The following is a 20712-nucleotide window of genomic DNA, read 5'->3' as shown; positions in this document are numbered from 1 at the left end:
GGAACTTTAAATAAATGAGTAAAAGGATGGGGAGTGCGAGTTGAAGAAGATTGCCGCCGGATTAGCCGTAGCACTGCTGGCTGTCACTTTATTAGGGCCCTCTGACGGATATGCCAAGAAGACAACCGTTTCGGAAATAGATAAGCAGCTGAAGAAGCTGCAGCAAGAGGTACAGGCCGCCAAGGCCGCACAGGAGCAGGCTGCCTCCCGCAATCAGGTAGCCCAGCACTATAAGAACAAAACGACGCTGAATCTTCAGTATGTGCTGGATCAGATTACCCAGGTGAAAGGCGAGATGAAGACCATCTCCGGCAAAATCGCCAGTACGGAGCAGTCGCTGAATGTGACGGCGGCCGAGCTGGATGAAGCTGAGGCGCGTGTGGCTTCACGCGAGAAGCTGCTGGAATCCCGCGTCCGCCTGATGTACACAGACGGTGCGGTTTCGTATCTTGACGTGCTGCTGTCTTCAACGAGCTTCTCGGATTTTCTGGACCGGGCTGACTCGCTGAAAATGATCGTAGACCAGGACCAGGATCTGCTGGTGCAGCATAAGCTGGACAAGCAGACAGTGATCGCGAAGAAGCAGGAGCTCGAGGGGCAATACGCCCAGGCCAAGCAACTGTATACGGATCTGGAATCCCAGCGCACGGTGCTTAAGGAGAAGGAAGCCGAGAAGCAGGAGCTTATCGCTTACTACGATGAAGAGATCCAGGAAGCGGATGATGTCACTGAAGAGCAGAACGCCAAGCTGGTGCAGCTGGCCAGCGAACGTTCGGCGCTTGAAGAGCAGAAGGACAAAATAAAGGCAGAGGAAGCGGCACGCAAAGCGGCTGCAGCCAAGGCGGAAGCGGCGCGCAGAGCCGCCGCCGCAGCTAAAGCCAAAGCCTCCAGAAGCGTCAGCAGCTCCAGTTCCTCCAGTTCCTCCTCGGACTATGCCGGAGGTAACGGACCGTTCCTGCTCCCGGTAGGCTCGGCGCGGATTTCCTCGGGATACGGGTACCGGACACATCCGGTAACCGGTGAAGTCGGCAAAATGCATACCGGCGTAGATTTTGCAGTTCCGCAGGGGACGGACATTCATGCCGCTGATTCCGGCACCGTACTGGTCGCCGAATGGTGGAGCGGCTACGGATACTGCGTGATTATCGATCACGGCGGCGGTGTATGGACACTATACGGCCATATCCGTGAAGGCGGGATTAAAGTCAAAGCCGGCGATAAGGTAGACAGAGGCCAGGTCATCGCCGAATCGGGATCGACCGGACGTTCCACAGGCCCGCATCTTCATTTCGAAGTGCGGATTGATGGTAAAACCGTCGATCCGATGCCGTATCTCTAAATTTTAGGCCTAATAAATATTAATACACGCTGCGGCATATACTGGAAGAGATACCGTCCTGTCCGGACGGCTACGGGATACATGAGCTCTACATGAAGGGACGGTGGGAACATCATGTTAAAGAAAAGCACGGCGGCCTTTATGATCGTCGCTGCATTGTTATGCGGCAGTCTCCTGACTCTGGGCGTGACCGGCTATGCGCAGGTCTTCGGACAAGCTGCCGGTGAAGGCGTGGCTGCGGTTCTGCAGACCAGCGGCTTACAGGAGAAGGAATCCCAGAAGCTGGGTACCGCGCTGAGCCTGATCGAATCGAACTATTACGAGGCTGTAGACCGGGACAAGCTGATCGACGGTGCTGTCAACGGTATGATGGAAGCACTGGGCGACCCTTATTCCAATTATATGGGCAAAGAAACCGCCGAGAAATTCGAAGAGAGTATTGAAGGTTCCTTCTCAGGAATCGGTGCGGAGGTATCCTCTGATAACGGCAAGGTCGTCGTTGTCTCACCGATCAAGGGAGCGCCTGCTGAAAAGGCCGGGATTCAGGCTAAGGATATCATTTTGTCGGTGAACGGCGAATCGCTGGACGGGCTGGAGCTTAATGCTGCAGTGGCCAAGATCCGGGGTCCAAAGGGCAGCAAGGCAACGCTCAAGGTTCAGCGTACAGGTTCTGCGGCGCCGCTGGAGTTCGTGATTACCCGTGATGATGTGAAGCTGGAAACCGTCTATGCCACCATGGAAAAGGACGGAGTCGGCGTAATCGAAGTTACCCAGTTCTCCATGAACACTGCCGAGCGGTTTAAGGAAGAGCTGGCTAACCTGGAGAAGCAGGGCATGAAAGGACTCGTTATTGATGTCCGCAATGATCCCGGCGGTGTACTACAGCGGGTCGTTGAGATGGCGGAGCTGTTCGTGCCTAAGGGCGAGGCAATCGTTAAGATAGACGAAAAGGGCAAAGCGCTCGAAGTGATTAAATCGAATGGCTCAAGGAAGGATTATCCGGTCGTTGTCCTAATGAACAAAGGCAGCGCAAGCGCATCGGAGATTCTGGCTGGGGCTTTGCAGCAATCGGCCGGAGCCAAGCTGATCGGCGAGAATTCGTTCGGCAAGGGTACGGTGCAGACAAGCTTTGAGAAAGAGCTTGGGGATGGCAGCCTGCTCAAGATTACCATTGCCAAGTGGCTGACACCGGACGGCACCTGGATTCACGGCAAGGGCATCAAGCCGGATATCGCTGTAGCGCAGCCGGATTACTTCTCGGTTGCACCGATTAACAAAAGTGTGACCCTGCAATATAACATGAACAGCTCGGATGTGAAGAGCGCGCAGACCATGCTGGACGGTCTGGGCTACAAACCGGGCCGCAAAGACGGATACTTCGATACCGGGACAAAGAATGCGGTGAAGAAATTCCAGAGCGCATCGAAGCTGCAGGCAACAGGCATTATCGATGCCAAGACGGCAGAATCACTCGAGCTGGCCCTGATCAAGGTCATTCAGGACCCGGCCAATGACAACCAGCGCAACAAGGGAATCGAAGAGGTGCGGAAGGAAATTAAGGAAGCGGCGTCGAAAAAGTAAGAAGGCTGAATTCAGCCTTCTTTTTTTCTAGAATGAATACTGTTTTTATTTCGGTCTGTGTTGTGAGTGAGTACAAGGAGTGTGACGACGGTTTGAATGATATGCTAGAACTGCTAACAAGCTTGGGCACAGCGGTCATACATCTGCTGATACAGCCTTATTACTATATTGCACTTTTGTTTATAGCCCTTTACTACCGCAGACAGGTCGCGCTGGAACGCAAACTGATTCATGTGAAGCAGCACAGCTGGGGCGCAGAAACCTGGCGGACGATCTGGAGCGGACTGATGATGGGGCTGCTGGTTTCACTGGCTGCTGTAGCCTTGGGGATCTCTCTCCCCCCTGATGCTGTAATTTGTATCTGGATCGTCAGTCTGATCCTGATGTTATTCCGTGTGCGGTATTTATGCTTCGCTTACTCCATAGGCTTGTTAGGGATTATGCAGTTTATCTTCTCGTTCTTTCCGGATCAGCTTCAGGACGGGACGGCCGGCAGGCTGGTAACGGCGCTGCGGGAGATGGACATCCCGGCGCTGCTTGTGCTGGCCGCGCTGCTTCATCTCGCGGAAGCGCTGCTCGCGCGCTGGCAGGGGGCGCGGCTGGCAACGCCGCTTTTCCTGGCAGGCAAGCGCGGCAAGGTCGTCGGCGGCTACCAGCTTGAGGCCTTCTGGCCGCTGCCGCTGTTCCTGCTGATTCCCTCCGGAACGGGAATCAGCGATCTGCCATGGCAGCCGCTGCTGGGCGGCGGGCTTGGCCTGGTGTCTTTACCGGTCATCATCGGCTTTAGCGAGATGACCCAGAGCCTGCTGCCCGGGCGCAAGGCTGCCCGCACGGCCGGACGGCTGCTGGCGTACAGCACCCTTTTGCTGGGCGTCAGCCTGCTGGCCGCCTGGTGGAGCCCGCTGACGCTGGTCGCGGCGCTGCTCGCGCTTCTCCTGCACGAAGGCCTAAGCTGGTACAGCGCTCTGGAGGAGCGCAGTACCAGTCCCAGCTTCGTGCATCCGCCCGTCGGCCGCAAGGTGCTGGCCGTACTGCCGGGCAGCCCGGCACAGGAGCTGGGCATCCTGCCGGGTGAAGTGCTGCTGAAGGTCAACGGTGTCCTGTTGACCGATGCGGCGCAGCTGCATGAAGCGCTGCGCATGAACCCGGCGTACTGCAAGCTGGAGGTGCAGAACCGTGAGGGCGAGAGCAAATACCTGCAGCGGCCGATTTATGACGGGGACCACCATCAGCTCGGCATGATCCTTGTGCCGGAGCCGGATGAGGCGGTAACGGCCGAGGCGAAGCCGTCCAGCATCTTCGGGATTATCGGGATGAAGACGGGAACCCGTACACGCCGCAGAGCGCTGTCGGCAGGCGGACTGCAGCGGGCCAATACGGCAGCAGCCCAGCCAAGCCAGCCGGACCTGCCTAAGCAGGAACCGGCAGAGGGCTGACACCTAACAACTCCATAGCTATAGTCAAAGGCCAGCTTCTGCGGTACACGCAGGAGACTGGCCTTTTTTATATGTTATTTACTTCTCCCGCTGGCTTTTCAGATAAAAGATGGCGATCTGTGTCCGGTCACGCAGACCGAGCTTGCTAAGAATATCGGTGATGTAGTTTTTAACCGTTCCCTCACTAAGGAACAGCTTTCCGGCAATCTCTTTATTGGTCAGTCCTTCTGCAATAGATGATACTACGGCCAGTTCAGCTTTGGTCAGACCGTAAGCGTCAAGCTGGGGCGGCTCCGCTGCCTCCGGCCGTGAAGCCGGCTGCAGAAATCCGGCCAATTTGCGGGCGATGTCGGGGTGGATCAGCATATTGCCTTCATGGACAGTTTTGATACCCTGAATAATCCGGTCCGGCGGGATGTTCTTCAGCAGATATCCGCTGGCCCCGTTGCGCAGGGCTTCGATAATATACTCATCATCGTCAAAGGTGGTCAGCATCAGTACGGATGTCTGCGGATAGGATGCTTTGATGCGGCGGGTTCCTTCGACGCCATCACAGTTCGGCATCCGGATATCCATCAGTACGACATCGGCCTGAGGCAGCACCTGGAGCAGTGCGAGTGCTTCATGCCCATCGCCCGCACTGCCTACGACTTCAATCTCGGCATCGAGCCCGACCAGTACCTTCAGACTCTCGCGGATAAAAGAATCATCGTCAACAATCACTACTTTTATCATGAACTATGCGCTCCTTGACCTGGATTGGTTATACAATATCCGGCTGCTTAAATTCTCCTTGCCGGTAAACCGGCAGCCGGGTGATTACGGTGAATGGTGTTTCCGGGCGCAGCTCCAGGGTTCCGCCAATTAGACGGGTACGCTCACGCATACCTTCCAGGCCCATTCCTCCGCCGGCCCGCAGCCTGCGCAGCTGATCTTTCCCAGGCAGTGCGCCGTTGTTGCTGACTTCCATGACAACCTCATGCTCACTGTAGGACATGGAGATCCATACAGCGGTCGCTTTTCCATGCCTCAAGGCATTGGTTAGCGACTCCCGGGCATTTTTATAGAGTACGACCTGAAGGCTGGGATACAGTGCAAAGGGGTAGCCATGCACCTGATACGACGTCTTGATCCCGGTGTCACGGCCGGTCTCCTCCAGCAGCTGATCCAAGGCATAAGCGCCTTCAAGCTGTGGAGAGTAGTTCACCTGCCTGATTGCGGCACGCATATCATCCATGCTGGCGGCAAGCTGGTCGCGGATCTGGCTCATCATGTTCATCCCCGTCTCCGGAGCGGCCGGCAGGGTGTGGATCGCGGCTTCAACCATCATTTTGACCCGGATCAGGCGGTGTCCGATATCATCATGCAGCTGGCGGGAGATGCGGATCCGTTCCTCGGCTGTAGCTGCCTTCTCAACCTGTGCGGTGAACTCCAGCAGCCGGTTGCGGGCCTCGTCCAGCTCGAAATGCTTTTTGCGCAGCTCGTCATACAGAAACAGGGTGTCTTCACGTCCGCGTCCTGTCCTGCGCAGCAGCTCATTCAATCCAGCCATGAGCAGGAAGGTGAGGTTCATATAAGCTCTTTCGTACGGTGCTGAGGTGCTGAAGGCTACATTCAGGATAGTCAGTTGAAGAAGGGCTAGCAGAATAGGAACCGTCTTTGGCTGAAACCGGGAATAACAGAGCAGCGCGGAAATCGCCGGGAAAATCATCAGCATGCCGTACGTTTGGCACATCCAGGCACTGAACAGCAGTTCAAGAACAACGACCAGAACAGGCAGTGATTTGGGCAGCCTGGCACCGATAGTTGCGAGCAGCAGCTGCACCAGGAGATAGAAGGTGAATAATCCATAATCGGAGTAGTCGTATACATATATTGAAATGACAGCCGGAACAACAATAAGACCGTAGCGGATTAGCTTCAGTTCTCTGGTCAAGTACGTCATCCTTTGTATTGAAATATAAGATTACATTCATCTTAGCATATTCCCCTCCCAGTTCAGGAGATGACTTTAGTCACCTAAGCAAATGACTTTACGTACCTTCGGCTGCGTCCCGGATGCGCTACAATGGGAACTATAGAAGCGATAAGAACAGGAGAGATGAGCGGATGACTCTTGCGGTACTCAGTGATGTAGTGAAACGGTATGATCAGAAGCTGACGGTTGACCACGTGAATTTCAATATTCAAGAAGGGGAAATATTCGGGCTGCTGGGGCCAAACGGCGCAGGAAAAAGCACAACGATCAGCATGATATGCGGTCTGCTGAAGTACGACTCCGGCGACATCCGGATAGACGGGCTTTCAGTCAAAGAGCAGCCGATTGAGGTCAAAAAAAGAATTGGCCTGGTTCCCCAGGAGCTGGCCTTGTATGAATCATTGACGGCAGCGGAAAATGTACGTTTCTTCGGCAAGCTTTACGGCTTGCGGGGCAGCCTGCTGAAAGAACGGACGGAAGAGGCGCTTGCTTTTACCGGCCTTAGCGACCGGGCCAAGGAGAAGCCTTCCACTTTCTCGGGCGGGATGAAGCGGCGGTTAAATATTGCTTGTGCGATCATGCACCGCCCGAAGCTGATCATTATGGATGAGCCGACCGTCGGCATTGACCCGCAGTCGCGCAATCATATTCTGGATTCGGTCAAAGCCTTAAATAAGCTTGGCTCCACGATTATTTATACCAGCCATTACATGGAGGAGGTTGCGGCAATTTGCGACCGGGTAGCCATTATGGACAAGGGGCATATCATTGCCTGCGGCACGGAGAAGGAACTGCGTGAACGGGTCGCCCATGAGGAGAAAATAGTCGTGAATGCCCTGAATATTACACCGGCGCTGATTAATGAACTGGGCAAGCATCCGCGGATCAATCGTGTTGAGGTTGTGCAGGATACCGTAGAGCTCTATCTGCCGTCTTCACAAAGTGAGCTGCAGGACATTCTGTTTATTTTCGCCAAGCATGAGGGGGTCATTGTCTCCCTGCATATTGAAGAGCCGGATCTGGAGACGCTGTTCCTCAGCCTGACCGGACGGACCCTGCGGGACTGAGGAAGGGGGGAAGCTGAAATGAATATTTGGACAATTATGACCTATGAGCTGCGCCGGCAGCTGCGTTCGCGCACGTTGCTGCTAAATATGCTTCTGCTGCCGCTGGTGCTGATCTTTCTGCTGGGGGCTTCACTCTCGGGAGTTGTCGGGGTTGAGGGCTCGGAATCGGTGGATCCGGTAAAGACGGCTGTAGTGTACTCCTCGGCTGCGGATGCCGGGAAATCTGCAATGCTTGAGGCTTTTGTGAAATCGGATGAGGTTAAGGATTACATTATTCCCGCAGAAGTAAAGACCCGCCAGGAAGCGGAAAGCGGGCTGCGCACCGGTAAATACGGATATGCAGTCATTGTACCGCAGGGGTTTGATGCGGAAGTGCAAAGCGGCGGAAAGGCGGAGCTGGAGTTCATTCTCGGCAAAAACCATAGTGACAATACCGTTGCAGGGACAGTGTTTGACAATTTTCTTAGCGCCATCAATTACAGGCAGGCTGCAGCAATTACGCTAGGACCGGCAGCGCTCACGGCAGTTTTGCCGGTGGCGGCTGAGCAGTCTGCGGTGAAGCTCGGGGACCTTAACAACGGCGGGAAAACCTATACTGCCTCCCAGTTCTATGCGGCCTCCATGCTGCTGATGTTTCTGCTGTACAGCGGGTTTACCGTTAGCCACTCTCTGTTCAGCGAGAAAGACAGCCACACCCTCTTCCGCATGAACTCCATGCCGGTAAAAGGCTCACAGCTGTTCATCGGCAAAATGCTGGGAGTCGGTGTGGTGACGGTGCTGCAGTGTGCGGCAATTATTTTCTTTACCGATGTGCTGTTCGGTGTCTACTGGGGCAACCGCCCGGGCCTGCTGATGCTGTTCTGCCTGCTGATGATTATTGCCTCGATGACCTTCTCCATTCTCATCTGCATGTTCAGCAAAACAAGAACTAGCGCGATTAATATCATCAACATTGTTACGGTAGTCATGACCTTTCTCAGCGGGGGGATGGCCCCGCTTCCGGATGCATGGGTGAACAGCGTAGGTACATTTACGATAAACCACTGGGAGCTGCAGGCCATGATCCGGATGATGCTGCATTCCGGGTTCGGGCAGATTTTACCGAATTTGCTGGTAATGTCGGTTATTTGCCTCGTTTTGTTCAGCGCGGTCCTGTTCACATACCGAAAGGTGGGTTACCATGAATAATATTTTGACGATCGGCTGGAATATGGTCAAACGGACCATCGGCACCCGCAGAGGGATGCTCATGTATATTTTGCTGCCGAGTATCGTAGTCGCAGGAATTGTTTCGATTACCGGAGGCGTAGCTGAGGGCTCTAATCCAACCTTACTGTATACCAATAGGGATACCGGCGCCGGTGGGAAACATCTCCTGGCCGAACTGGAGAAAACCGGGGATTACAAGCTGGTGGAGAGCAGTGATGAGAAGAAGATGAAGGAAAGTGTAATCGGGCAGAAGGGAGTGGCCGGACTCCTGATTCCGGCGGACTACACAGCGGAATTGCTGAACGGCACTCAGCCGCAGCTGACCGTCTACGAGCTGAAAGCATCGGAGGATTCGATTCTGATCAAAATGAAAGCTGCAGCTATCGCTGGTGAAATGCTGGTGACGGCAGGGACGGTGAAGGGAGCAGCCGCTAAGGGTGAGCCTGAGGCGCAGTTTACCGCGATTCTGCAGCAGGCGGAGCAGCATAACGTAGGAAGTATTCGGACCGATTATGATCTGTATCCCCGGCAGACACTGGGAATTATAACGGGCATGACGCTGATGTTCCTGATGAACCTGGTAACAAGTACGGTAAACTTAATTATAGATGACCGCAGAGGCCGGACGATGATGCGAATGTACAGTGCCCCCGTCCGTGCATATGAAATTGCCCTGGGCAACTTCTTCGGCAGCTTTCTGGTTGGCGTTATTCAGATTGCAGTTGTGCTGTCGCTGGGCAAATGGGTTCTGCGCTATGACTATGAAGTTCCAATGTACCTGTATTTCCTGGTGCTGGCTGCATTTATGCTTGTATCGATGGGCATCGCCGGTACCGTAGCCGGCCTGATCCGCAATCCCCGGAATGCGGGAATGCTGAACGCGCTCATTCTTACGCCGACCTGTATGCTGGGCGGATGCTTCTGGCCGCTCTCCATCATGCCGGAATATATGCAGAAGGCTGCCAATTTCACTCCACAGAAGTGGGCTATCCAGGCGGTAGACATTGCCGCGACCGGCGGAGGCTGGAATGAGCTGTGGCTCCCGTTTGCGGTGCTCGGCCTGATGGCGGCAATTCTGCTGGCTTTCGGATCTGCGACTCTCCGGCCTAATGAGGCAGGTATCAGCGCTTAAGCCGTCAGCCGCGTTCAAGTTCATAGTCATTGTGAATTAGCGGGGCTTGCTGCTCCTAGTCGAAAGTGACCGGGAGCAGCAGGTTTACTTTTTATTCTCGCAAAATAGTTGCTAAAGCTACAATGTAAACGGTATCATAAGAGAGGGCCGCCAAGATGGAATATTTACGCCACGGTATATCAAACCGCTTAATACATAAATGAAGTCAACCGGGTACAGGCTCACCAGGCAATGCCATGCAGATCCTTTCGAGAGTTTAGCCTACTAGCTATTTATTAAAGTCTATGCTCACCATACTTTTAGGAGGTTATGAGATGGAGAACAGCAATAAGTTGGCTTGGACCTGGCGGGTGAAGGAAGAGTGTCTGGAGGAGTACGTACAGATGCACTTGAATCCTTGGCCGGAGATTCTGGAGGAGCACAGCAAGGCGGGTATTACTAATTATTCGATTTTTCAGAACGGCAATCAATTTTTCTACTGCTTTGAATGTGAAGATAAGGAGGCTGCCTTTGCCTACATTGCCCAGAGCGAAGCCTGCAACAGATGGAACGCGATAACCTCGAAGATGGTGGAGGGATCGTTTGATTTCAATGAAGAAACGCCGATGGAGCCGCTTCGAGAGGTGTTTTATCTGGAGTAGGAGACTCTTCGGTATAATCAATCGTGTTAACCGGATAGATAGTTTACAAGGAAGAGCCAGTACCGGGGCTCTTCTTTTCTTTTGTAAGGACACCTAGAATTTTACTTTCCTCTGTCCCGGGAGGGGGAAGAACCCAGACCTAAGACGGAGTACGAAACCCTCCGCCAGGCGGTTTTGACATTACTCAAAAGACACTACACTAAAGCAAGAAAGCGGCAGTTCATACATAACGGATACAGACATAAGAAGCTAAACTAAAATACTGGGGTGGAAGGGGATTTAAAAAATGACGTGGTTAACAAAATGGTCATTCGGCAATAAGGGGGCTGTGGGTCTTCTGGTCGTTATGGCGCTTGTGGTGGGAATGCTGAGTTATACTTCATTGCCGATGGAATTTATGCCGGAGGCTGATAATCCGCAGGTGACAGTTACCGTACTGGGCCCGGGCCAGGATGCCCATGCCATGGAAAGTAATGTGACGAAGCCGATTGAGGCGGCAACCTCAGCGGTGAAAGGCAAAACCGAACAGATGTCTACTTCCGGTGACGGGTATGCGCAGGTTGACATTTATTTTGACGGGAAGACCAATATGAAGGAAGCCGCGCAGGAGGTTGAAAAGGCCGTCGGCGCATTGCATTTCCCGGAGGGAGTTATGGACCCCTTCATCGTTCAGCTTAACACTTCGATGATTCCTGTCAGCCAGGCGACCCTGTCTTTCGATGAGGGGCTTACTAAGGATAATCTGGCGATCGCCGAGAACACGATCATTCCCGAGCTGCAGAAGATCGACGGGGTAGCCAGTGTAGCACTCTACGGAAAAACCAGCCCGCAGGTCAATGTGAAGCTCGATCCGCAGGCGATGGCAGCCAAGGGAGTATCCACCGCCCAGGTGCTGGGACTGCTTCAAGGCCGCAGCGTGTCGGCATCCATCGGTGAGCAGACCATTGGCGGCCAGACGGGCAATGTGAACGTTGTGTCCTCGATTGACAGCATCGATACACTCAAGAAGCTTCCCGTAGCTGCCGGCGTGACCCTGCAGGATATTGCTGCCGTGGAAGCAAAAGTAGACCAGGAGAGCGTGAGCCGCTCGAATGCTAAGGATGTGCTGTTCGCCATAGTCACCAAAGAGGCGGGTGCCAATGCGGTTGATGTGGGTGAGAAGGTACGTGACACTGCAGACAGTATTAATAAAAGTGTAAAAAATGCCGAGCTCTCCGTGATCTTCAGCACCTCCGATATGGTGGTCACCTCGGTTAACAGTATGATGCGTGAGGTTCTGCTCGGTGCTTTGTTCGCAACGGTCGTCATTCTGCTGTTCCTGCGCAATATCCGGGCTACGCTGATTACGGCTGTCTCGATTCCGCTGTCTCTAGCGGTGACGCTGTATCTGCTTAATGTTTCCGGTATTACGCTGAACATTGTTACACTGGGCGGTGTGGCCGTTGCGGTCGGACGTCTGGTCGATGATAGTATCGTGGTGATCGAGAATATTTACCGGAGGCTGCAGAAGGAGCCCCTTTCGAAGGATCTGGTGATCAGTGCAACCCGTGAGGTCGCCAGAGCGATTACCAGTTCGACGCTTGCCACGGTCGCGGTCTTCCTGCCGATGGGACTGCTGCGCGGCGGCCTGCAGGCCTTCCTGCTGCCGTTTGCCTTAACGGTAACCTATTCCCTGCTCACTTCCCTGGTAGTCGCGCTCACCGTGGTGCCGCTTCTGAGCTCATGGCTGCTGCGAGGTTCGTCGATGAAGGAGCATGAGCCTGCCAAGTGGTTCAGCCGTTTCCTGGAATGGAACCTTCACCGCAAGTGGATTACGCTGACACTGGGTCTCGTACTGCTGGTCGGTTCGATTGCCGCGTATATTAATATGCCTAAGGGCGCGCTTAATGCTTCGGATGCCAGTATGGTAACCGTTCAGCTCGTCTATCCCAACGATGTTCCGGTAACGGAAGTGCTGGAGAAGGGCAAACAGCTGGAGCAGGAAATGATGGGCCAGCCGCAGGCGGAGACGGTGATCATGCAATCCGGGAACAGCGCGGATTCGGCCAGATGGGGCAGTGTAACCTCGCTGACTCAGGTGGACTATACCGTAATGATGAAGGAGGATGCTGATGCTCAGGCTTTCCTTGACCATATCCGCGGTCTGCAGGACAGCTATGCCGGGGCAACCCTGACGGCGAATGAAGCCAGCATGATGGGCTCTACTTCAACGAGTGAATATGTGGATATCGTCGGCGATGATCTCGCCGTAATTAATAAGGTTGCGAAAGAGGCAGCGTCCAAAATAGAAAGTATAGAAGGCGTGGAGAAGGTCAGCAGTAATATGGAGGATACCAAACCGGTATTTGCCTTCAAGGTTGATCCCGCAGTAGCCAACGCCCAGGAAATCTCCATGCAGCTGAGCGCAATGCTTAACCCGGTTCCGCTGGGTCAGATGGAGCTCGATGGTTCTCCGGCGTCCGTCTTGCTGGAGCCGGTATTGAAACCACAGTCGCAGGAGGATCTCCAAAAGCTCACCATTATGACCGCGGGCGGTCCGAAGCAGCTCTCTGATGTTGCTTCTCTGGAAGTCACAGATCAGCCGGCGATGCTCTATCATAAGGACGGTAAGCCTTATGTGCGCATTACCGCAGAGGTTGATCCGAAGAAAGTGTCGGCAATCGGAGCCGATATCAAAAAACAGACGGACAGCATCACGCTGCCGGAAGGTGTAACCCTGTTTGCCGGAGGTGCTTCTGCCGACCAGGCCGGAGACTTCAGCGATCTTGGAATGACCGCGCTGATCTCCATCGGTTTGGTGTACCTGATCATGGTGCTGACCTTTAAGACACTGCGTGCACCGCTGGCTATTATGTTCTCGCTGCCGCTTGCGGCCATCGGTGCCATCGTAGCGCTGATTATTTCAGGTGTTACTCCGGACTTCACCGCCTTGTTCGGTGCGCTGATGCTCATAGGAATCGTAGTCACGAATGCGGTGGTGCTGATTGACCGGATTAAGCAGAACGAGGAGCATATGACAATCCGCGCAGCCATTCTGGAAGCAACCGGCACACGGATGCGCCCGATTCTGATGACGGCCATTGCCACGATTTGCGCTATGCTGCCGCTTCTGTTCGGACATTCCGAGCAGGGAAGCATCGTCTCGCAGAGTCTGGCGATTGTAGTCATCGGCGGCTTAACCGCAGCAACCTTGCTTACGCTGCTGGTTGTACCGGCTATTTATGAGCTGCTGTATTTCCGCAAATCGGCCAAGGAACGCAAGCGGGCTGTCAAATCCGGAGCTGCCGCTTAGGCAAGGCTTGAAAGGTAACTCTGAATATCGCAGTAATGGTAAATAATAAGAGCAGTGCGGAATCTCCGCACTGCTCTTATTTGTTGTGCTTAATACTTGCTTGGGCCGCTTAGTTTCCTGTACTCTCATAGCGCGAAAGCCCGAAGCGGAAGATGCCATACGCGGCCGCCGCACTTCCCAGCGCCGCGACAGGAGCGAGCATCCACCAGCCGGACCAATCGCTTTTGCCGAAAATATAGGTTGCCGGGTAGAAGCTGATGAAAGCATAAGGGAGTACAGTCGAGACGAACACTCGAATCGCCTGCGGAAACAGCGTGAGCGGATATTTGGCCAGGTCAGCCAGATTATGCACCATCAGCGGAAAAGCATTGCCGGCGTTTTTGATCCAGAAGGCAGCCGAATTGGCAGCCAGATTGATCGATACCCGGATAATCACCGCTGTAAGCAGGAGCAGGAGGGTAATGGTGATTTTGCCCAGAGTCCAGTGGATATGCCCGTGAACCAGCGATTGCCAGATAATCACTCCGCCGATGAGCAGGTTGCCGAGGCCGTTGATTCCGATACCTGTGCAAAAGACCTGCAGTACTACAGGTACCGGCCGCAGCAGATAACGGTCCAGCTCGCCCATATTTACCAGTCTGCCCATCCGCCAGGTGCCTTCAAAAAATAACGAGCCCACGCCCTCAGTCACAAAAATCATCGCATACATAAACGTCACTTCCCAGAATTGCCAGCCGTTGATGTCGGGAATCCGGTCATAGATCACCCAAAGGAAGACAAAACCCAGCACCTGTGTTAGCGCCGCGGAGCACATTAAGATGTAGAAATCCTTATTATATTCGAGAATGGCCTTGAGCTGCTGCACGTACAGCCTTCTGTACAGATAGAACATTCGTGACACCCGCACCGGTCATCACTCCTTTCGACTTAGCCTCCATGAATTGTTACCTGGCGGACCGCCCAGTTCCACATGCCTTTGCCGGCGATCCATAACGCAATTCCCCAGAAGGCTTGCAGCGCGATCAGCTTCAGACTTTCCAGGGTACCGGTCTGCTGCAGAAAAATCATGGTCGGCGTATGAATGATGCTCTGAAACGGCAGATATAACGCCAGCCGCTCCAGCCAGTCCGGAAAAAAGGCCAGCGGCACAAGCGCTCCGGACAACAGGTTAGTGACAGCAATCCGGGTCCAGACGATGCCCATCGAGCCGGTAGACCAGAAGCACAGCAATGCCGCCAGATACACAACGCCGAATTTCACCAGAATCGCCCCAAGCAGGCTTAAGGCAAACAGCACATATACGAGCAGCGAATGCGGAAGCGTGATCCCCGATAGAAAAGAAGCAAACAGAATCAGCAGGATGGCACTCATTCCGCCTTCGAGTAAGCTGGCCCCAAGTGTCTCCGAGAAGCGGGCGGTCTGGAAATCAATCGGCTTCAGCAAATCTACGGCAACACTTCCGTCGAGGATTTTACCGGAGATGGACGTTTCGGAGTACCAGGAGAGCACGGAATTGGCCAAAAAGGTGACTAGCAGATAGGTTTTCATCTGATCCCAGCTATAGCCTCCGACCTCTGCCCGGCCGCTGTAAATCCCATGCCATAAAAAGTAGATCGCCAGCAGATTCACGGCATTCGCCAGGAAGCCGATGACGTAAGAGGTCCGGTAGGCCAGCACATTTTGCAGGGAGCGGTTGGCAATGCTCCTGTATTTCTTTATTTGAATGGCAGACATGACTGTGGCTATACCTCCTTATTGACCGCTTTGATTCAGGACCAGATTTCCGTCATAGACGGCCTTAATCACCTGCTCGATGTTGGCATCCTCCATCCGGAAGTCAATGACCTCCCCATGCCGCATTACCCGGCTGACCACATCGCTGGCGGTATATTCATACCGGTCAAAAGAGACCGAAAACTCCTGTTCACTTTGCAGCTCCAGCTTCATCCCGTCGGTCTGTGCCAGCTGTTCGTAAAGCTCCGGCATCGGGGAGCCCACCTGGAAGAAAATCACCCGGCTTTTGGCAAAACGCGATTTCACCTCACTCAGGCTGCCGTCATAAATGATCGAGCCGTGGTCAATGATAATCAGCCGTTTGCACAGGTCTTCAATGTCGCCTAGATCATGGGTGGTCAGCATCACGGTAGTATGCTGTTCCTGATTGATCTTTTTGATAAATTCGCGGATCTTCTGCTTCACGGAGACATCCAGGCCGATCGTCGGTTCATCCAGATAGACAATGGGCGGGTTATGTAAGAGGGCGGCGGCCAGATCGGCACGCATGCGTTGCCCCAGGGAGAGCTTGCGGGCGGATAAGTGAATGAACTCGCTCATCCCCAGCAGTTCAATAAATTGGTCGAGATTTGTCCGGTACACCGGTTCGGGGATCTGGTAAATATCCTTCAGCAGCGAAAAAGATTCAACAATCGGGATATCCCACCACAGCTGGGTGCGCTGGCCGAAGACGGCGCCGATCTGGGCGGCGTTCTCCATTCTTTTTTTATACGGATTGATACCGTTTACAGAAATACTGCCCGCAGAGGGCATCAGTATGCCGCTCAGCATCTTGATCGTGGTGGACTTGCCGGCACCGTTCGGCCCCACGTAGGCAACAGTCTCCCCGGCTTCAATGCTCAGATCCAGCGGCTGCACCGCGATCTTGGTAATATTCCTCGGCACGAGCAGATGCTTGAGCGCTCCCTTTAGCCCCGGCTCCTTCACCGCCTGCAGAAAGGACTTGGACAGTCCTCTGGCTTCAATAATACTCAAGGGTAATCCTCCTTCATCCTGGATTGTCATCTCTCAAAAGACATGTCCAGTAAATATAGCATTAGGCAAATGTCGAAAACTATCAGATTAAATCGATAACTGAAAAATAATATTGGACCGTAGCGGATGTTGCCAAAAAAAAACGGCTCTCGGGCGGTCCTTAATGCAGACCGGGATAGCCGCTGAGTTAGTTGGATGCTGCAGCAATGAAAGATCTTCCGCTCGAAATAATATATATATTGAAAAAAAGCGGCTATCCGCGAGGCCTGTCAGGACTTCGGGATTAGCCGCTTGTTTATTGTTTATAGCTTATAAATTAGCCGCAGGAACAGTTCAATACCGGCTTCCGCGCAGCCTGGGTCTCATCCAGACGGCTGATCTCAGTGGTGTGCGGAGCGTTGATCACGATCTCCGGTGTCTCCTGGGCTTCCTTGACGATCTGAATCATCGTTTCAATGAAGCCGTCGAGTGTTTCCTTGCTCTCAGTTTCGGTCGGCTCGATCATCATGCACTCTTCGACGGTCAGCGGGAAGTAGACGGTCGGCGGATGGTAGCCGAAGTCGAGCAGCCGTTTGGCTACATCGAGTGTACGCACACCGTATTGCTTGAGGTTCCGGCCGGACATGACGAATTCATGCTTGCAGACCCCAGGGTACGGGATTTCAAAATACGGCGCCAGCCGGTGCATCATATAGTTGGCATTCAGCACAGCGTTCTCGGAAACCTCACGCAGGCCGTCCGGTCCGTAGGTGCGGATATAGGCGTAAGCACGGACGAGAATACCAAAGTTGCCGTAAAAAGCCTTGACCCGGCCAATTGATTCCGGTCCGCCGTAGTTTAAGGAGAAGCTGCTGTCTTCGTTCTGGACTACCGTGGGCTGTGGCAGGAACGGAATCAGCTTCGCCTTCACGCCGACAGGTCCGGCTCCCGGACCGCCGCCGCCGTGCGGGGTGCTCATCGTCTTATGCAGATTCAAATGCACGACGTCGAAGCCCATATCGCCCGGACGGGTAATGCCCATGATCGCATTGGAGTTGGCTCCATCATAGTACAGCAGGCCGCCGGCTTCGTGGACAATCGCTGCGATCTCTACGATCTGCGTCTCGAACAAGCCGAGCGTGCTCGGATTGGTCAGCATTAGCGCAGCAGTATCGCTGCCGACTGTTGCTTTCAAGGCTTCAAGATCAACCATCCCTTTGCTATTTGAAGGAATCGTTACGGTTGTAAGGCCCGCAGCTGCGGCACTGGCCGGGTTGGTGCCATGCGAGGAATCCGGCACGATGACCTTCGTGCGGGTCTCGCCGCGGCTCTCATGGTAGGCGCGGATCATCATCAGGCCGGTCCATTCGCCATGGGCTCCGGCGGCAGGCTGGAGCGAGACGGCATCCATACCGGTAAGTGCGGCCAGATCCTTTTGCAGGGTATACATCAGTTCAAGTGCGCCCTGAATGCTTTTCTCCGGCTGGTAAGGATGAATCTTGGCCAGTCCCGGGAAGCGGGCGACATCTTCATTAATCTTCGGATTATATTTCATCGTACAGGAGCCGAGCGGATAGAAGCCGTTGTCGACGCCGAAGTTGCGGCGGGAAAGGGCAGTATAATGGCGGATAACATCCACTTCGGATACTTCCGGAAGTACAACTGGCTCACTGCGCAGCAATCCGGCCGGAATCAGCGACTCCATTGCTTCATCCTCGGGAACATCGCATACCGGCAGGGAATAGGCTGAGCGGCCGGGACGGCTAAGCTCAAAGATCAGACTTTGTTCCGGTTTCATATACAGCCCTCCAATAGCTTGGCGAATTGGTCGATTTCAGACTTGCTTCGTTTCTCAGTGACGGCAATCAGCATATGTCCGCTAAGCTCCGGATAGTCACGGCCCAGATCATAACCGCCGATAAAACCTGCTTGAATCAGCTTCGAGTTAATCTCGCTGACGCTGCTTCCTTCCGGAAGCTTCAGGACGAATTCATTGAAGAACGGCGCGGTAAACGCAGGGGCTGCACCATTCAATTCTCCTAGCTTGCCTGCGGCATAATGGCTCTTGCGGATATTGAGCCCGCCAACCTCGCGCATGCCTTCTTTGCCCATCACGGACAAGTATACGGAAGCGCATAACGCCAGCAGCGCCTGGTTGGAGCAAATGTTGGAAGTCGCCTTTTCGCGGCGGATATGCTGCTCGCGGGCCTGAAGGGTCAGGACGAAGCCGCGTTTGCCGTTACGGTCTACCGTCTGGCCGACGATCCGGCCGGGCATGCGGCGCATCAGCGGCTCCGCTACGGCGAAGAAGCCGCAGGTTGGACCGCCGAGTGATGCGGGAATACCAAGCGGCTGCGCGTCGCCGACTACAATGTCGGCCCCGAGCTTGCCCGGCGATTCCAGAACGCCCAGCGCCAGCGGGTTGGCGCTAACGACGAACAGACCTTTAACCGCATGGATCAGCGGTTCGATGGCACCGAGGTCCTCAATCGCCCCGAAGAAGTTCGGGGACTGCACCAATACGGCAGCCGTATCAGTGTCGATGGCTTCAGCCAGCTTAGCCTGATCGGTTACGCCGTCTTTATAGTCAATTTCCACGACTTCCAGACCCCAGGCGCCGGCCGAAGTGCGCAGCACTTGGCGTGCCTCCGGGTGAACCGTGCGGGAAACAACCAGTTTCTTGCGTTTCGTAGCACCTGCTGCCAGGACAGCCGCTTCCGAGAAAGCAGTAGCGCCGTCATACATACTGGCATTGGCTACTTTCATGCCTGTTAGCTCACAAATGTAGGATTGAAATTCGAAGATTGCCTGCAGCTCGCCCTGGCTGATCTCCGGCTGATAGGGGGTATAAGCGGTGTAGAATTCGGAACGGGAAATGACATGGTTGATCACAACCGGGATATGGTGGTCATACAGCCCGGCGCCGAGGAAGCTGGCATGGGTATCGAAATTGGCATTTTTGTCGGCCAATTCTTTCATGTGGCGGAGCAGAGCGTATTCATCCAGAGCTTCCGACATCGGCATCGTGCCCTGATAACGGACAGCCTGCGGAATATCGGAGAACAATTCCTCCATGGACTGGATTCCGACCGCTTTCATCATCTCTTGGCGGTCTTGTTCAGTCATGGGCAGATAGCGGTGTTTCATTGCGGCTTCACTCCTTGGCTCTTTTTGTAGAACGGTGCTTTGACAACGGCAGCCTTCAGCTGCTTGCCGCGGATCTCCACGTAAACTTCTGTGCCGATTTCGCTATAAGCTGCATCCAGCAGCGCAAGTCCGAGATTGCGTTTGAGTGTCGGGGACTGGGTTCCGGTCGTTACTTCGCCGATCTTCACGCCATCCGCGTAGACGGGGTAATGGGAGCGGGGGATACCCCGGTCGATCATTTCCAGCCCCACGAGGCGGCGGGGCAGGCCGGCTTCCTTTTGCTTCACCAGCGCTTCCTTGCCGATGAAGCCGGCTTTGTCCAGCTTGACGAAGAACTGCACGCCCGCTTCCAGCGGGGTGATATCCGCCGACAGCTCCTGGCCGTACAGCGGCAGCTTTGCTTCGAAGCGGAGCGTGTCGCGCGCGCCGAGGCCGGCCGGCGTAAGTCCGTGCTTGCTTCCGGTTGCCAGCAGGCCGTTCCATAAGACGGCTGCTGTATCCTGCGGGGCATACAGCTCGAAGCCATCCTCGCCGGTGTAACCGGTACGGGAGACGAGCACCTCTACGCCGCAGACCATGGCGTGCTCGATGAAGTGAAAAGGCTTCAGCTCGGCGACCGGAGCCGAAGTGACTTCACTGAGGATGCTTTCAGCCAGCGGGCCCTGCAGTGCCAGCAGCAGTGTGTCGTCCGAGACATTCTGCAGGCTGACTCCGCTGTATTCAGCAGTGAGATGCTCCTGCAGCCACTGGAAGTCTTTGTCGATGTTGGAGGCATTGACGACGAGCATGTAGCGTTCTTCGCCGAGGCGGTAGACCAGGAGATCGTCTACAACTCCGCCGTTAGGGTAGAGCATCAGGGTATACTGCGCCGCGCCGTCCGTGAGGCGGCTGACATCATTGGTTGTCATTTGCTGCAGAAAGGCTTCCGAGCCGCTGCCGGAGACCATGAATTCCCCCATGTGCGATACATCGAACAATCCGGCCTGCTGGCGGACCGCCTCATGCTCCTTGACAATCCCGGTGAACTGCACCGGCAGCTCCCAGCCGCCAAAATCAATACATCTTGCCTCTGCATAAGCGGAATAAAGGTCGTAAAAAGGCGTTCTTTTCAAAGCATCCATGTGCTCACTCCCTTGGTCTGA

The 20712-nt window shown here is 54.4% G+C and carries 16 protein-coding genes; 8 read left to right on the top strand and 8 right to left on the bottom strand.

All coding sequences use genetic code 11. The features are described 5' to 3' along the window. Positions 1-40 precede the first annotated feature (40 nt). From JRJ22_RS26725 to JRJ22_RS26715, 3 genes are all read left to right on the top strand, one after another. A complete protein-coding gene (locus JRJ22_RS26725; RefSeq protein ID WP_206102231.1) occupies positions 41-1339 on the top strand; it encodes a murein hydrolase activator EnvC family protein in 1299 nt (432 codons plus the stop codon). A gap of 114 nt (positions 1340-1453) precedes the next feature. Beyond that, positions 1454-2920, top strand: coding sequence for a S41 family peptidase (locus JRJ22_RS26720; protein ID WP_206102230.1), 1467 nt, complete (start codon positions 1454-1456; stop codon positions 2918-2920). Positions 2921-3012: 92 nt separating this feature from the next. Continuing rightward, entirely contained in the window at positions 3013-4356 is a 1344-nt protein-coding gene (locus JRJ22_RS26715; RefSeq protein WP_408637855.1) for a PDZ domain-containing protein, read from the top strand. A gap of 78 nt (positions 4357-4434) precedes the next feature. Here JRJ22_RS26715 and JRJ22_RS26710 read toward each other — a convergent pair whose 3' ends face one another. Then, positions 4435-5091: a response regulator transcription factor gene (locus tag JRJ22_RS26710; RefSeq protein WP_206102229.1), complete on the bottom strand. Its 657-nt coding sequence runs from the start codon at positions 5089-5091 to the stop codon at positions 4435-4437. A 28-nt stretch (positions 5092-5119) separates the two neighbouring features. Beyond that, entirely contained in the window at positions 5120-6292 is a 1173-nt protein-coding gene (locus JRJ22_RS26705; RefSeq protein WP_206102228.1) for a sensor histidine kinase, read from the bottom strand. Between the two features lie 173 nt (positions 6293-6465). On the opposite strand from JRJ22_RS26705, the gene JRJ22_RS26700 reads away from it, so the two are divergent. From JRJ22_RS26700 to JRJ22_RS26680, 5 genes are all read left to right on the top strand, one after another. Further along, positions 6466-7401 carry an ABC transporter ATP-binding protein gene (locus JRJ22_RS26700; protein WP_206102227.1) on the top strand — a complete coding sequence of 312 codons (936 nt, stop codon included), beginning with the start codon at positions 6466-6468 and terminating at the stop codon, positions 7399-7401. 18 nt (positions 7402-7419) lie between these two features. Then, complete coding sequence (locus tag JRJ22_RS26695; protein WP_206102226.1) at positions 7420-8589, top strand: ABC transporter permease; 1170 nt, start codon at positions 7420-7422, stop codon at positions 8587-8589. Continuing rightward, a complete protein-coding gene (locus JRJ22_RS26690; RefSeq protein WP_206102225.1) occupies positions 8582-9742 on the top strand; it encodes an ABC transporter permease in 1161 nt (386 codons plus the stop codon). Before JRJ22_RS26695 ends, JRJ22_RS26690 begins: the two co-directional genes overlap by 8 nt. 314 nt (positions 9743-10056) lie before the next feature. After that, positions 10057-10383 carry an L-rhamnose mutarotase gene (locus tag JRJ22_RS26685; protein ID WP_206102224.1) on the top strand — a complete coding sequence of 109 codons (327 nt, stop codon included), beginning with the start codon at positions 10057-10059 and terminating at the stop codon, positions 10381-10383. A 286-nt stretch (positions 10384-10669) separates the two neighbouring features. Next, on the top strand, positions 10670-13675 hold the full coding sequence (locus JRJ22_RS26680; protein WP_206102223.1) for an efflux RND transporter permease subunit: 3006 nt from the start codon (positions 10670-10672) through the stop codon (positions 13673-13675). 109 nt (positions 13676-13784) lie between these two features. On the opposite strand, the gene JRJ22_RS26675 is transcribed toward JRJ22_RS26680, so the two are convergent. From JRJ22_RS26675 to gcvT, 6 genes are all read right to left on the bottom strand, one after another. After that, a complete protein-coding gene (locus JRJ22_RS26675; protein WP_206102222.1) occupies positions 13785-14582 on the bottom strand; it encodes an ABC transporter permease in 798 nt (265 codons plus the stop codon). 20 nt (positions 14583-14602) lie between these two features. Continuing rightward, on the bottom strand, positions 14603-15409 hold the full coding sequence (locus JRJ22_RS26670; protein ID WP_206102221.1) for an ABC transporter permease: 807 nt from the start codon (positions 15407-15409) through the stop codon (positions 14603-14605). An 18-nt stretch (positions 15410-15427) separates the two neighbouring features. Then, a complete protein-coding gene (locus JRJ22_RS26665) occupies positions 15428-16444 on the bottom strand; it encodes an ABC transporter ATP-binding protein (RefSeq protein ID WP_206102220.1) in 1017 nt (338 codons plus the stop codon). 316 nt (positions 16445-16760) lie between these two features. After that, a complete protein-coding gene (gene gcvPB, locus JRJ22_RS26660) occupies positions 16761-18221 on the bottom strand; it encodes an aminomethyl-transferring glycine dehydrogenase subunit GcvPB (protein ID WP_206102219.1) in 1461 nt (486 codons plus the stop codon). Next, on the bottom strand, positions 18218-19570 hold the full coding sequence (gene gcvPA, locus JRJ22_RS26655) for an aminomethyl-transferring glycine dehydrogenase subunit GcvPA (protein WP_206102218.1): 1353 nt from the start codon (positions 19568-19570) through the stop codon (positions 18218-18220). The genes gcvPB and gcvPA overlap by 4 nt, the downstream gene beginning before the upstream one ends. Then, positions 19567-20691, bottom strand: coding sequence for a glycine cleavage system aminomethyltransferase GcvT (gene gcvT / locus JRJ22_RS26650; protein WP_206102217.1), 1125 nt, complete (start codon positions 20689-20691; stop codon positions 19567-19569). The genes gcvPA and gcvT overlap by 4 nt, the downstream gene beginning before the upstream one ends. Positions 20692-20712: the final 21 nt, after the last annotated feature.

The organism is Paenibacillus tianjinensis, from assembly GCF_017086365.1.
Classification (GTDB): Bacteria; Bacillota; Bacilli; order Paenibacillales; family Paenibacillaceae; genus Paenibacillus_AQ; species Paenibacillus_AQ tianjinensis.
Note: the sequence above shows the minus strand (reverse complement) of the source record. Positions and strands in the feature narration are given on the sequence as shown.